This is a genomic window from Pseudomonas sp. GD04058, assembly GCF_029836855.1.
Taxonomy (GTDB): Bacteria; Pseudomonadota; Gammaproteobacteria; order Pseudomonadales; family Pseudomonadaceae; genus Aquipseudomonas; species Aquipseudomonas bharatica.
The window spans coordinates 158,057-172,585 of record NZ_JAOECN010000004.1; the positions used below are offsets into that span (position 1 = coordinate 158,057).

11 protein-coding genes are annotated in these 14,529 nt (G+C 64.1%); 3 read left to right on the forward strand and 8 right to left on the reverse strand.

Features of this window, described 5'->3' with window-relative positions; genetic code table 11:
- Nucleotides 1-277: 277 nt before the first annotated feature.
- The 8 genes from N7650_RS05575 to N7650_RS05610 all read right to left on the reverse strand — a co-directional run bounded on the left by N7650_RS05575 (nt 278) and on the right by N7650_RS05610 (nt 9,243).
- Nucleotides 278-1,567, reverse strand: a complete 1,290-nt coding sequence (locus tag N7650_RS05575; protein ID WP_279897317.1) for an OprD family porin — start codon at nt 1,565-1,567, stop codon at nt 278-280.
- Between the two features lie 54 nt (nt 1,568-1,621).
- On the reverse strand, nt 1,622-2,941 hold the full coding sequence (locus N7650_RS05580; RefSeq protein ID WP_279897318.1) for an MFS transporter: 1,320 nt from the start codon (nt 2,939-2,941) through the stop codon (nt 1,622-1,624).
- Nucleotides 2,942-3,005: 64 nt separating this feature from the next.
- Complete coding sequence (locus N7650_RS05585; protein WP_279897319.1) at nt 3,006-3,530, reverse strand: gamma carbonic anhydrase family protein; 525 nt, start codon at nt 3,528-3,530, stop codon at nt 3,006-3,008.
- Between the two features lie 15 nt (nt 3,531-3,545).
- Nucleotides 3,546-4,730: a CaiB/BaiF CoA-transferase family protein gene (locus N7650_RS05590; RefSeq protein ID WP_279897320.1), complete on the reverse strand. Its 1,185-nt coding sequence runs from the start codon at nt 4,728-4,730 to the stop codon at nt 3,546-3,548.
- 10 nt (nt 4,731-4,740) lie between these two features.
- Nucleotides 4,741-5,664: a hydroxymethylglutaryl-CoA lyase gene (locus N7650_RS05595; protein ID WP_037060049.1), complete on the reverse strand. Its 924-nt coding sequence runs from the start codon at nt 5,662-5,664 to the stop codon at nt 4,741-4,743.
- A gap of 229 nt (nt 5,665-5,893) precedes the next feature.
- Nucleotides 5,894-6,790: a LysR family transcriptional regulator gene (locus N7650_RS05600; protein ID WP_009398864.1), complete on the reverse strand. Its 897-nt coding sequence runs from the start codon at nt 6,788-6,790 to the stop codon at nt 5,894-5,896.
- A gap of 203 nt (nt 6,791-6,993) precedes the next feature.
- Entirely contained in the window at nt 6,994-8,022 is a 1,029-nt protein-coding gene (locus tag N7650_RS05605) for an alpha/beta hydrolase (protein ID WP_279897321.1), read from the reverse strand.
- Between the two features lie 12 nt (nt 8,023-8,034).
- A complete protein-coding gene (locus tag N7650_RS05610) occupies nt 8,035-9,243 on the reverse strand; it encodes a cytochrome c biogenesis protein DipZ (RefSeq protein WP_279897322.1) in 1,209 nt (402 codons plus the stop codon).
- Nucleotides 9,244-9,461: 218 nt separating this feature from the next.
- On the opposite strand from N7650_RS05610, the gene N7650_RS05615 reads away from it, so the two are divergent.
- The 3 genes from N7650_RS05615 (at nt 9,462) to N7650_RS05625 (ending at nt 14,516) form a co-directional block, all read left to right on the forward strand.
- Complete coding sequence (locus tag N7650_RS05615) at nt 9,462-10,205, forward strand: response regulator (RefSeq protein WP_279897323.1); 744 nt, start codon at nt 9,462-9,464, stop codon at nt 10,203-10,205.
- A complete protein-coding gene (locus N7650_RS05620) occupies nt 10,202-11,500 on the forward strand; it encodes an ATP-binding protein (RefSeq protein ID WP_279897324.1) in 1,299 nt (432 codons plus the stop codon). Before N7650_RS05615 ends, N7650_RS05620 begins: the two co-directional genes overlap by 4 nt.
- 1,420 nt (nt 11,501-12,920) lie before the next feature.
- Nucleotides 12,921-14,516 carry a ShlB/FhaC/HecB family hemolysin secretion/activation protein gene (locus N7650_RS05625; protein WP_009398876.1) on the forward strand — a complete coding sequence of 532 codons (1,596 nt, stop codon included), beginning with the start codon at nt 12,921-12,923 and terminating at the stop codon, nt 14,514-14,516.
- The last annotated feature ends 13 nt before the right edge of the window (nt 14,517-14,529 follow it).

Here is a 14,529-nt window from a genome sequence, read left to right on the forward strand (position 1 = left end):
CACAGTGTCCGCGGTGGACTCTGATTCCAGGGTTGGCTCAACTCTTGTGGGGGCTTGCCAGCGATGAGGCCGGCTTGAGCAAGGATGTTGTCAGGTCAGGCCAAATCGCTGGCAAGCCAGCTCCCACAGTGTCCGCGGTGGACTCTGATTCCAGGGTTGGCTCAAAACCCTGTGGGAGCTGGTCTTGCCAGCGATGAGGCCGGCTTGAGCAACGATGTTGTCAGGTCGGGCCAAATCGCTGGCAAGCCAGCTCCCACAGGGTTCGCGGCGCGCTCACCTAGAACCCTATTTCGTAACTGACAATCACCCGATTCTCATCCACCCCATCCTGCAGATTCGACCGCGCCGTCGCATTGCGCCACCTCAGCCCGAGGTTCTTCAACGGCCCGCTCTGGATTACATAGGCCAGGTCCGTGGTGCGCTCCCATTCGTGTCCATCCTCGCCGGCAGCGCGCAATAACGCGGCCTTGCGGGTCGACACATGGCTGACATCGACGTTATCGCCCTTCACGTAGCGCAGGGTAAACGTCAGGCCGGGAATACCCAGCGTCGCGAAGTCGAAGTCATAGCGCGCATGCCAGGCCCGCTCTTCCTGCAGGGAAAAGGTGTAGGCCTGCTGCTCGCTGAACAGGTAGGTATCGGTGCCGCCAAGATAGGCATAAGCCGTATCCCCGGCGACCTTCTGGTACCCGCCGCTGAACCGGTGCCCACCCAGCTGGTAGCCGAAGTTGCTGCTGATCACCCGGTTGTCCACTTCGCCAATCCGTGCGGCCCCGGTTTCCCGTGCGGTGAAGTGGCGGATCTCGGTGAACGCCTTGCCGGGCCCCAGTGGCAGCGAGTATTTCAACCCGAGGTAGGTGCGCCGGTAGAAGTCCTCAAGCTCGCTGGCATGGGCGCTCAGGGTCAGGTCGGCAAGCGGCTGGTAATCGACGCCGCCATAGCTGTAGCTGTCGCTGTGGATCGCCGTGGACCAGGCGCCCACCTGGGCCATGGTGGTGAGTTCTTCCGAGTCCGCCGAGTCCCGCTGCTTGACCTTGTCGACCCGGCCGAGATGAAGGGTGAGGTCGTCAAAATCCCGGGAGATCAGTTGCCCACCGTTGAAATACTGCGGCAGCAGCCGGCTGTTGTTCGAGGCGATCAGCGGCAGCAGCGGATTCAGCCCGCCATAGCGCAACTCGCTCTTGGCGAAACGCAGCTTGGCGGTCACGAGCATCTTCGAATAATCATCCTCGGCCCGACCTTCGGCATTGCGCGGCAGCAATCCGGTACCCGAGCGATCCGGGCTGGAATCCAGCTTGAGTCCGATCATGCCGATGGCATCTACACCGAAGCCCACCGGTCCCGGAGTAAAGCCTGATTGCCCGTTGAGAATAAAGCCCTGCGCCCATTCCTCACGTTTGGACTGGCTGGGAAACCCATCGCGAAAATCCCGGCTGAAGTAGAAATTGCGCAGTTCCAGCTTGCCCTTGCTGTCGGCCAGAAAGTCCGCCGAAGCCTGCGGGGCGAGCAGGGTGAAACCCAGGCCGGCGCCCACGGCGCAAGCCCACCAGGAGGTGCTTGTTGTCATTGTTATTACCTGCGAGAGCGGTGCGGGCCGAGGCTCGGCCCGACGACCAGGGGTTCAGTCTTTTGCCGGGTTCTTCACGAACACCGCGATCAGCACGATGCAGCCAAGGATCAACGGCACGATGGAGAGCATGCCCATGTAGCTGATCCCGGTCAGGTCATTGACGAAGCCGACCATGGCCGGGGAGACGATGCCGCTCAGTTGCGCGAGGGAGTTGATCGCCGCCGTGCCGGTGGCGATGCCCAGCCCGGAGAAGGTGGATTGGGGAATGGTCCAGAACACCGGGATGGCGATGAAGGTGCCGGCCGTCGCCAACACCAGCGCCAGCATCAGCGCTAGCGGATTGCCAGAGAAACCGCAGGCGAGGATGTAGCCAATGGCCGAGGCGACCATGCACCAGAGCAGGTAGCTCTTGCGATCGCCGGTCTTGTCCGAGCGCCGGGTCACCACCAGCATGCCGATGCAAGCAACGATATAGGGCGAGGAACTGAGCAGCCCGACCATCAGCAGGTCATGTACCCCGGACAGCTGGATCAGGTTGGGCATCCAGAAGTTCAGGCCGTAGCTGGCGCTCTTGATCACGAAGTAGATCAGCGCGAACACGCCCACCTCCCAGGTCAGCAGCACCCGCCAGATCGAGCCGTGGCCGTTGCTGTCCGGCTTGCGGTCGGCCTTGAGGTTTTCCTTCAACTGGTGCTTCTGCTCCGGGCTCAGCCATTTGGCCGAATCGATATCCTTGTCCAGCTTCCACAGCACCGCCAGGCCGAGCAGCACGCAGGGCAGGCCGGACAGCAGGAACAGCCAATGCCAGCCGGCCAGGCCAAGCAGGCCGTCCATCTTGCCGAGGATCAGCCCAGCGGCCGGCGAGCCGACCGCACCGGCCAGGGGCACGGCGAGGAACCACAGGCCGTTGATCCGCGCCAGGTAGCGCTTGGGAAACCAGCAGGCCAGGTAGAACAGGATCGCCGGGCCGAAACCGGCCTCCATCACCCCGATCAGGAACCGCAGGAAGTACAGGGTGTACTGGGTGTAGGCAAACACCAGCGCGGCAGTCGCCAGGCCCCAGGAAATCATGATCCGGCAGATCCACGCCGGTGCCCCGTACTTCTTCAGGCCCCAACTGCTGGGGACTTCGAACAGCACGTAGCCGATGAAGAACATGCTTGCCGCCAGGCCATAGGCGGCATCGCTCAGGCCCAGCTCGGCCTGCATCTGGGTCTTGGCGAAGCTGATATTGATGCGGTCGAAATAGGAAAACAGGAAGCAGATGATCGCCAGCGGCATGATCCGCCAGGCCACCCGGCGGTACAGCAGCAGTTCGTCGAGGCGTGCAGAGGCGTGTGGAATGTCCAGCGCCGTCGAGGACGTGGTCATGGTGTTCTCCATTCTTGTAATTGTGCGGAGAGTGTTTGCCGCCTTCGAGGGCGGCGGGTTCGGGTCAGGCGATGCGGATCAGGCTCCGCTTGTGGATCTGTGCACGCTCCACATAATCATGGGCGTTGCGGTGGAAGCTGCGGATGCTGTCGTCGGTGAGTTCCCGCACCACCTTGGCCGGTACGCCGAGGATCAGCGAATTGTCGGGGTAGACCTTGCCCTCGGGGACCACGGAGCCAGCGCCGACCAGGCAATTCCTGCCGATCACCGCGCCATTGAGGATCACCGACTGGATACCGATCAGGCTGCCGTCGCCGATCTGGCAACCGTGCAGCATCACCTGGTGGCCGATGGTCACGTCGTTGCCGACCCGCAGCGGGAAGCCTGGATCGGTATGCAGCACCGCACCTTCCTGGACATTGCTGCCGGCACCGATCTCGATCAGTTCGTTGTCGCCGCGCAGCACCGCCTGGGGCCAGACACTGGCGCCCTGGCCGAGGGCCACCTTGCCGATCACCGTGGCGTCCTCGGCCACGTACACGCTGTCGTGCAATTCCGGCCGCTGGCCGTCGTATTCGTAGATCGCCATCTTGCAGTCCTCTTCCTATTGTTCGCTGCGCAGCACGCCGGCATCGCGCAGTCGGGCGATTTCGTCGTCGCTGTAGCCGAGGCCGCGCATCACCCCGAGGGTGTCCTCGCCGATCCGCGCGATGGGGCGGCGTGGCCCCAGGCGTTCGCCATCGAGGGAAAACGGCAGCAGCGGCATTTCCGTATGGCTGCCGTCCTCGAGTTCCAGCCGGGCGAGGCCGCCGCTGTGGATCAGGTGCTCGTCGTCGAACAGCTCTTCCGGGCGCCGAATGGGCGCGAAGGGAATGCCGTTGGCTTCCAGTTGCGCTGCCAGTTGCCGGGCATCCAGGGTGGCGAAGATCTCCGCGAGATGGGCCAGCAGGCGCGGGCGTTGCAGGACCCGGTCGTTGTTGCTCGCCAGGGTTGGGTCGTTCATCAGGTCGTGCTGGCCGAGCAGGGTGCACAGGGTGCGCCACTGGCCGTCGCCGGTGGCGGCGACGAACATCTGCTCGCCGCCGGCAAAGCCGAACACGTCGTAGATGGCCCAGGCGCTGATGCGATTGGGCATCGGCGCCGCCGCTTCGCCGGTGACCACGTATTGCTGCATGTGCTGGGCGGCCAGCAGCACGCAGTTCTCGTACAGTGCGCTCTGCACTTCGCGGCCCTTGCCGCTGCGCTGGCGCTCGAACAGCGCGGCGAGCACGGCGATGGCGCCGAACATGCCGCCCATGATGTCGTTGACCGAACTGCCGGCGCGCAGCGGTCGTCCCACCGGCCCGGTCATGTAGGCCAGGCCGGCCATCATCTGCACCACCTCGTCGAGGGCCAGGCGCTTGTCGTAGGGTCCGGCCAGGAAACCCTTGTGGGTAGCGTAGATCAGCTGCGGATTGCGCTGTTTCAGCGCCGCGTAGCCAAAGCCGAGGGCGTCCATGCGCCCGGGCTTGAAGTTCTCGATGAACACGTCGGCGCTGTCCAGCAGCTTGAGCACGGCATCGCGGCCCTCGGGCGTCTCGACATCCACCGCCAGGCTCTGCTTGTTGCGGTTGAAGGTACGGAAGAAGCCGGCGCCGGCGCCGAGCAGTCGGCGGGTGCCGTCGCCCTTGAGCGGCTCGACCTTGATCACTTCGGCGCCGAGATCGGCGAGGATCATCCCGCAGGTAGGGCCCATGACCATATGGGACATTTCCACGACGCGAACGCCGTCGAGTGGCAACTGTTGCATGGGTTTTTCCTCAGGCAGCGGGGGCGACGAAGTGCTTCGGCAGGCCGGCGCGGGCGATGTAGCCGTACAGCGGCTCGCCGGGCAGGGCCCGGGCCAGCAGTTCGCGGCTGGCAATCAGGCCCTGCAGGTCGATGCCGGTGGCATGGCCCATGCTCTGCAGCATGAACACCAGGTCTTCGGTCACCGTATTGCCCGAGGCACCCGGGGCGAACGGGCAGCCGCCGAGGCCGGCGAGCGAGGCATCCAGCTCGGTGATGCCGTGCTGCACCGCCACCAGGCTGTTGGCCAGGGCCAGGCCGCGGGTGTCGTGGAAGTGTGCTGCTTGCAGTTTCGAGCCGGCGACCTCGCGCACCGCATCGATGGTCTCGCCGACCTGGCCCGGGGTGGCGTAGCCGGTGGTGTCGCCGAGGGAAATCTGCTCGCAACCGGTTTCCAGCACGCGGCGCACCAGGGCGCACAGGTCGGCCAACGGCACTTCGCCCTGGCGGGTGCAGCCGAAGGCGGTGGACATCCCGGCGACCATGATCACGTCGTCGCGACCGCTGCTGCTGCGCAGGTCGCACATGCGTGCGAATTCCTCGACCATTTCTTCCGGCGAGCGGCGCACATTGGCCTGGCTATGGGCGGCGCTGACCGAGATCGGCGCGACGATACGGTGGGCGCCCGAGGCCAGGGCGTTCTGCGCACCGCGCAGGTTCGGCGCGAGTACGGTGACAGTCAGTCCGGGACAGGTCAGGGCATGGGCCACCACCTCGGCGGCGTCGGCCATCTGCGGCAACAGGCGGGCGGGAACGAAGGAGGCGACCTCCATATGCCGCACGCCGGCGGCGTAGGCCTGGTCGATCCAGCGTTTCTTGGCGTCGGTGGGCATGATGCTCTGCAGGCTTTGCAGGCCATCGCGCATGCCGACTTCGTTGATGATTATTCTTGTCATGGCGTCTCTCGCGGGGTGATCTGCTGCCTAAGGTAGGCAGGGGGCAGGCGAGGGAAAAGACGTCTTTGACGGGGGTATCCATCGTGGATGGCGATGGATCGATTCGGCTGGCACAGAACCCTGTGGGAGCTGGCTTGCCAGCGATGAGGCCGGCCTGTGCAGCGATGTTGTTAGGTAGGACCAAATCGCTGGCAAGCCAGCTCCCACAAGGGCGTGTTGGGTCGGTCAGCTATGTGGGTATCTCCGCCAGCAGATGATTCAACAACCGCCGTGCCGAAGGCGACAGCGCTTCCTGGTCGCGCACGCAGATCACGAATTCTCCCTTGGCCCAGGCATCGGTCAGCGGAATCACCTTCAGGCCGAACATCGTCGCGTAGCGGGTCACCGCTTCCCGGGGCAGGATGGTCTGCGCCAGGCCGGACTGGACCAGCCGGTAAGCCGCATCGAACGACGACACATGCGCGCGGATGCGCAATTCCCGCCCCAGTTCCTGGGCGGTGTTCTGCATGAAGCTGTTGAGGGTGGCGAACGCCGAATGGCCGATATGCTCGTAGTCCAGGGTCTCACCGAGGGTGATGCTGCTGCGCCCGGCCAGCGGGTGCCGCTCGTTGACCACCAGCGACAGGTGATCGCGCCGATAGGGAATGAATTCCAGCTCGCTGGTGGACACGGTCTTGCGACAGATCCCCAGGTCGGCCTGGCCTTCCAGCACGCCGCGGACCACATCGAAACTGAAGCGCTCTTCCACGTCCACGCGGATGTTTTCGTTGGCCATCATGAACGACGACAGCGACTCGGGGAGGAACTCCATGATCGACGAAATGTTCGCCAGTACCTTCACATGCCCGCGCGCGCCCTCCGCGAATTCGCTGATTTCCCCTTGCAGCCTTTCCATGCTCAGCATCAGTTGCCGCGCATGGCGCAACAGCGCCTGGCCTGCGGGCGTCGGCGTGACGCCGCGCTTGCTGCGGTGCAGCATCGGCACGCCGAGGTCGGCCTCGATATCGGCGATGCGCTTGCTCACCGCCGAGGGTGCGATGAATTCGCGCTCGGCGGCGCGGGCGATGGTGCCTTCCTCGCAGACCGCGATGAACAGGCGCAGGGAGATCGGGTCGATGTGCCACATGAGGGGGAGGCCTTGTGCGTGTGTAGGCCGGGGCAGGATACGCAGGCCGCCAAGATCAGGGCAACCGGAACGGCAGGAGCGCTGCGGACCCTGTGGGAGCTGGCTTGTCGGACCGCCGCACCGCAGCGATGACTTTGCTGAATTCACAGCCGCTATCGCTGGCAAGCCAGCTCCCACAGGGTAATGCGGTGCACTTGAGATGGCTACATCCGATCCGCATCCACGATCGCCTGGGCAAACGCCCGTGGCGCTTCCTGCGGCAGGTTGTGCCCCACGCCGCCCTCGATCAGGCGGTACTCGTATTTCCCGGTGTAGCGCTTGGCATACGCCTCGGCCGGTGGGTGCGGTGCACCGTTGGCGTCACCTTCCAGGGCGATGCTGGGCACCGTGATCGCGGGGAAGCCGGCAAGCTTCTTCTCGATCGCGTCATAGCGCGCCTCGCCCTTTTCCAGGCCCAGCCGCCAGCGGTAGTTGTACACCGACACCGCGACATGGTCCGGGTTGGCCAGGGCCGCTGCACTGCGGTCATAGGTGGCATCGTCGAACTGCCATTGCGGCGATGCGGTCTTCCAGATCAGTTTGGCGAAGTCATGGGTGTTTTGCGCATAGCCTTCGCGACCGCGCTCGGTGGCGAAGTAGAACTGGTACCACCATTGCAGCTCGGCGGTCGGAGGCAGCGGTTTCCTGCCGACCTCCTGGCTGCCGATCAGGTAGCCGCTGACCGCCACCAGTGCCTTGACGCGCTCCGGCCACAGCGCCGCGACGATATCCGCCGTCCGTGCGCCCCAGTCATAGCCGCCAAGTACGGCGTTCTTCACCTGCAGCGCATCCATGAAGGCGATCAGGTCCTCGGCCATTGCCGCCGGCTGGCCGTTGCGCAGGGTTTTCGGCGAGAGGAAGCGGGTCTCGCCATAGCCCCGGGCGTAAGGGATCAGCACCCTGTAGCCCTGTTCGGCGAGGGCCGGGGCAACATCGGCGTAGCTGTGGATGTCGTAGGGCCAGCCGTGCAGGAGGATCACCACCGGGCCGTCGGCAGGACCGACCTCTGCATAGGCGACGTCCAGCAGGCCGGCCTTGATGTGCTTGAGCGGGCCGAGGGACACATGGCTGCCGACGCTGATCGGGGCAATCTGCGGCGCAATCTGCGGTGCATTGCCCGGGGCGGCGTGCGTGGCCCCCAGCAGACCCAGTTGCAGTGCGGTGGCGGCGAAGAGCGAGGTGAGGGTGTTCATGGTCATGCTCCTTCAGTGGGTGGCCTTGGCTTCGGCCAGCAGTTTTTCAATGACGTGTTCCTGGGTGGCATAGGCGCCTTCGCCGAAGTGGGCGTAGCGCACCTGGCCCGTGGCATCGATCAGGTAGTGGGCGGGCCAGTACTGGTTGGCGAACTGGCGCCAGATCGCGTAGTCGTTGTCGATCGCCACCGGGTAGGTGATGCCAAGTTTGCGTACCTGCTTGCGCACATTGGCCGGCACGCGCTCGAAGGGGTATTCCGGGGTATGCACGCCGATCACCACCAGGCCGTCCTTGCCGTAGCGTTCGGCCCACTGCTTGACGTAGGGCAGGGTGTGCTGGCAGTTGATGCAGTCGAAGGTCCAGAAATCCACCAGCACCACCTTGCCGCGCAGGGCTTCGGCGCTGAGTTCGGGGGAGTTGAGCCATTCCACGGCGCCGCCCAGCGAGGGCATCGGCCCCTTGGGCGAAAGGTCCGGCTCGGTGGCGGCCCGGGCTTTGCTTATCAGGTGGTCGAGGGCGCCCGAAACCGACTTCAGCACCTGCTGTTCGACCCGGTTGGACAGTTTCGACGAGGTGTCCGCCAGCAGGCTGCGGGTGCCGCCGCTGGCGATCCCGACTGCCGCCAGCAGCACCACCACGCCGGTACCGCGGCGCAGCCATTCGAGGCTTGGCAGGGACAGGCGCAAACGCCGGGCCAGGCCCTTGCCGGCGAGGATCAGTACGCCAAGGGAGACCGCGCTGCCCAGGCCGTAGGCGAGCAGCAGCAGGCTGGTCTGGGCATTCGGCCCGGCGAGCATGGCGCCGCTGAGGATCAGGCCGAGGATCGGCCCGGCGCAGGGCGCCCAGAGCAGGCCTGTGGCGACACCAATCAGCAACGAGGCCAGCGGGCCCGAGGCCGAGGCCTTTGGCGCCAGGCGGTTGCCCAGGGCCACGAAAGGCCGGGCCAGCCAGTTGCCGAGGCGCGGCGCCAGCAGCGACACGGCGAACAGCATCAACACTGCCAGCGCCAGATGGCGCCCGACGGTATTGGCCTTGACCACCCAGGCACTGCCGACCACCGCCAGGCTCGACACCGCAGCGAAGGTCAGCACCAGGCCGCCGAGGGTCAGCAGGATCGAGGCGCGGTGTTGTCCGCTACGGGCGAAGACGAAGGGCACGATGGGCAGGATGCAGGGACTGAGGACGGTCAGCAGGCCGCCCAGGAAGGCAATGATCAACATGGCGTTCTCCGGTTGCGAGGGGGAGGGCGCTGCTCCGCGGATCAGCGCTTGCCAGGCATTTCACGTCGCGCAGGTATCCGGGATGTGTCGATCCGGGGCCTTTGCTGTCGCTTTTGGTATCTGCGTACCGCTCTGATACAAAACCCTACAAAGCCTGCTGCCAGCCAGGGGACGCCTCGCTAGACTCAGCGCACCACCCGCTGAGCAAGGTCACCGCAATGGATTCCAACGCTGATCACGTGCTGATCGTCGACGACGACCGCGAAATCCGCGAACTGGTGGGCAACTACCTGAAGAAGAACGGCCTGCGTGTCACCCTGGCCGCCGACGGCCGGCAGATGCGCAGTTACCTCGAAGCCGGCCAGGTCGACCTGATCATTCTCGACATCATGCTCCCCGGCGACGACGGCCTGGTGCTCTGCCGCGAACTGCGCGCCGGCAAGCACCGCGCTACGCCGGTGCTGATGCTGACCGCTCGGGACGACGAGACCGACCGCATCATCGGCCTGGAAATGGGCGCCGACGACTATCTGGTCAAACCCTTCTCGGCCCGCGAGTTGCTGGCGCGGATCAACGCCGTGCTGCGGCGCACACGGATGCTGCCGCCGAACCTGCAGGTCAGCGAGCCGGTGCGGGTGCTCGAATTCGGCACCTGGCGTCTGGACACCACGGCGCGCCATCTGCTCGACGAGCAGAACACCGTGGTCGCCCTCAGTGGTGCCGAATACCGCCTGTTGCGGGTGTTTCTCGACCATCCGCAGCGAGTGCTCAGCCGCGACCAATTGCTCAACCTGACCCAGGGCCGCGACGCCGACCTGTTCGACCGCTCCATCGACCTGATGGTCAGCCGCCTGCGCCAACGCCTGCTGGATGATGCGCGCCAGCCGGCCTATATCAAGACGGTGCGCAGCGAAGGCTACGTGTTCAGCTTCCCGGTGCGCCTGGTCGGGGGCGACTCATGAAACCCTGGCCACGCAGCCTGGCCTCGCGCCTGTCGCTGATCTTCCTTGCCAGCCTGATCCTCGCCCACGGCCTGTCCTTCGGCCTGCAGACCTTCGAGCGCTATAGCAGCGCCCGGACCCTGATGCTGAGCAATTTCGAGCAGGACATCGACACCTCGGTGGCGATTCTCGAACGCCTGCCTGCGGCGGAGCGTCCGGCCTGGCTCCAGCGTTTGCAGCGGCCTAACTACAGCTACCGGCTGGACCAGGGCGAAGCGGGGGAGGAGATGACCGATGCGCCGGCGTCGGTGCAATCGATCAAGGCCACCCTGGGCCCGCACTACGCCTTGAGCTTTCGTGATATCCCCGATGTCCGCCCGCATTACCAGGCGCACCTGCGCCTGGCCGACGGGCAGCCGCTGACCATCGATGTGCGCCCGTCGATCATGCCGCTTTCGCCATGGCTGCCGGCGCTGTTGCTCGGGCAACTGGCGCTGTTGCTGATCTGCACCTGGCTGGCGGTGCGAACCGCCGTGCGTCCGCTCACGCAACTGGCCAGCGCCGTCGACAGTCTCGACCTCAACCGCCAGAACCCGCGTCTTGCGGAGCAGGGGCCGAGTGAGGTGGTACAGGCGGCAGTGGCTTTCAACGCCATGCAGGAGCGCATCGCTGCCTATGTGAAGGAGCGCGTGCAACTGCTCGCCGCCATTTCCCATGACCTGCAGACCCCGATCACGCGAATGAAGCTGCGGGTCGAGTTCATGGACGACTCGACGGACAAGGACAAGCTCAACAGCGACCTCGAGGAGATGCGGCACCTGGTCAAGGAGGGCGTGGCCTACGCCCGCAGCAGCGAGCCTTGCACCGAGGTGGCGAGCCGGATCCGGCTCAGGGCGTTCCTTGAAAGCCTGGTGCTCGATTACCGCGATACCGGGCGGCCGGTGGAGCTGCTGGAGATGGCGGATCTGCTGGTGGTCAGCCGGCCGCAGGCATTGCGTCGGCTGCTTGCCAACCTGCTCGACAATGCCCTGAAGTTCGCTGGCGAGGCGCGGGTAAGGGTGCTTGAGGACACAGGTGCCGGCCTGTCGATCCAAGTGCTGGATAGCGGGCCGGGGATCCCCGATGCCCTGCTTGGAGAGGTGACCAAGCCGTTCTATCGCCTGGAAAGCTCGCGCAGCCGGGATACCGGCGGCACCGGTCTGGGCCTGGCGATCGCGGCGCAACTGGCGCAGAGCCTGGGCGGGGCGTTGCGCTTGAGCAACCGGCAGGAGGGTGGGTTGTGCGCCGAGGTCCTGTTGCCTTCGGCCAGCGAATAGCATCGTTCTTAACGCTGGCAGGGCGCCGACTACCTATGGGCAAAGAAGTTCCAGGCTTGCCCTGCATATTCCCAACTTTACGATGATCGGCGCCTCATAGATGCCATCATTCCGCCATGTTTGCCGGAACTCCCGGCTGTGCGCTTGGTATGCCATACGACTAGTTGGTACAGGGCAACCGCTTGCTTCCAATCGCTATATAAACTGTATTTCACATTTCGAAAAAACCATTCGTTTGGAGCGTGTCGGTTCATCCGCTTGGGGTGGTCAGCTAGTTCAAGCGAGCCATTTGAGTGTTGCTCTGACGGAACATCACCCGATCAGAGGTGCCATCATTGAGCCATCAACTAGCGTCGCTCTTCGTTGATAGGGCCGAGTTGCGACGTGTCGTATCTCCGAACATGGCCTTACCAGGGCATCACCCCCGGAATCGTTGGTCCTGACCGACCAGGCAAAAAAATATGTGATGAAGTTCGCATTTCCTTCGGCGCGGCAATCGGGTGTGAGTAGGCATATCCGACTGCAGTTTCTGGGTGTCTTCCTAGTAGTCATGAAGAGAACCTGAGGCCTCTGTTTATTTGTGCAATCAGGGGCGAGGCAAAGTTGGTTATTGTCTGATAGCGGCGTTTTTTAAGTTGCCTGGATTGCTTAATAGTCCAGGTCGTCCCCGCTAACATGTGCTCTATGACTTTTGCGCAGCGCTACGTATTTAGAAGTGCGCCTTTGTAGAGAGCGTCGGTGATGCGGTTTGCTGTTTAAGTTGTTATTAATGAGCTGTTGTTTTTATGCTTGGGTACGGATTGGGTAGTTCTGAGTTATTGGCTGTAACTTAACTAGTCCGGTTGATTGCTTAGCGCTCAAAATATTTGCGGTACTACCTGCGAGGTTGCGGCTCTAAGGCTCTGTCGCGCTGCAGGCCGCGCAGTTCAAGGCCTGCGCGTGCCTAGTTGTGTCTGTTTCGTTCCCTCTCGGCCACCCGTTCCGATTATTTTGCGCACTTATGAAAGTTGCACGTCGTCGCGTCAATTAGGCGGCGTCAGAAAATATCAGCAACTTGCCGTTGACCGTTATTGCTAACAGCGCTATTAATGCGCCAACTCTACCCAGACCATGCTATTGGTCGTGACTGCGATGGACTTGCGGGGGGAGTGGCAAACAACTTTGCGTGCAAGCTTCCTCGAAGCCGCTTATGTGTGCCCGACAAAAAAGATGATTGGCTGACTGTTTTTCGGCCAGGGGCACCTGTGTGCCCGAATTATGCCAACCGGTGTTACCAAGGACTGTTCGATGCCCTGTTTCGGGGCATTGTGCTCGATTGTGCTTCAACGTTAGAGAAACAACAAAGATGCCGGATGTATCACGACGATCGAACCGCCCGTCCCGCACAACCTCCTCGCCAATAACTGACAGCAAGGTTCCCATGCTCAATTCCTCCGTACCGGCGAAGGCGCTGCTGTGCGCCCTCGGTTTTGCCGTGATGACAGCCAATGCCGCGATGGCCAGCGAAAGCGCGGCTCCGGCCGCCCAGCCCCAGGCTTCCCAGAGCCGGGTGATGGTCAAGGCCGTCGAGTTCAGTGGTAACCGCACCTTCACCAGCGAGCAGCTCAGCGCGCAGATCGCCGCCGACATCGGTCGGCCGATGAGCCTGGTCGAGATGAAGGCCCTGGCCGCCAAGATCGAGGCCTTCTACCAGGCCGCCAACTACCGCCTGGTCAAGGTGGTGGTGCCGGCCCAGGACTTTGCCAACGAGCCGGCCCTCAAGCTGGTGGTGCTGGAAGGCTGGCTGGGCAATGTCCAGGTCACCGGCGCCAAGCGCTTCACCCCGGAACAGGTGCACGACGCCCTCACCGCCGGTGGCGTGGTCGAAGGCAAGCCGTTCACCCTGGAGCAGGTCGAGCGGGCGCTGACCCACCTGAACCGCCTGTCCGGCATCGAAGTCACCTCCACCCTGCAACCGGGCGTGCAGACCGGTTCCACCGACCTGGTGGTCGATGTGAGCGAGGCGCCGCGGGTCCAAGGCGCGATGGAAATCAACAACTACGGGAGCAAGGACACCGGCGAAACCCGCCTGATGCCGAGCCTGAAGTTCGCCAACCTGACCGGCCACGGCGACGAAGCCAACGTCCTGGCCCTGACCTCGGTGGGCGACGGCGACCTGTGGTACGGCTACGTCGATTACAGCCTGCCGCTCAATGCCCGGGGCACCAAGGCCCGCGCCTACTTCTCGAAAGGTAACGTCGACGTCGGCAACACCTACCGCGTGCTGGAAATCGAGGGTGACAACCAGAGCTGGGGCCTGGGCCTGTCCCAGGACTTCGTGCGTTCCGCGCGCAGCATCGTCACCGCCGAGGCCTGGCTCGAATCCCAGGACCTGGAGCAGAGCATCCTCGGCGTGCGTACCGCCGAAGACAAGATCCGCAAACTGCGTTTCAGCCTGAACCTGGACAACTCCGACCTGTACGGCCGCACCCTGGCCACCGCCGGCCTGCACTACGGCCTTGGCGAGGCCCTCGGCGGCATGGACGACGACTCGCTGATGTCCAGCCGCGCTGCGGCCAAGGCGGACAACCGGTTCACCAAGTTCACCTTCGATATCGCCCGTCTGCAGCAGATCACCCCGCGCTTCCTGGTGATTCCGCGCATCGCCGGCCAGTACTCGCTGGACTCGCTGGTGTCGAGCGAGCAGTGGGGCATCGGTGGTTTCAACTCCGTGGTCGGGCACGCGCCCTCCACCTGGTCGGGCGACCACGGTTTCACCGCCAGCCTCGAAGGTCGCTACTCGCTGTTCAAGGACAACGACCGCTACCAGGCCACCGCGCGCCTGGACCACGGTCAGGTCTGGTTGAAGGACCCGCTGGTCGGCCAGGACGACCACCAGGACCTGACCGGTGCCGCCATCGGCCTGCTTGCGCGGCCGCTGGACAGCGTCGACCTGCGCGTCGATTTCGGAGTGCCTATCGGTGACAAGACCGAAGACGGCTCCTACGTCTACGCCCAGGCCCGCTACCACTTCTGAGCCTCGGAAACCA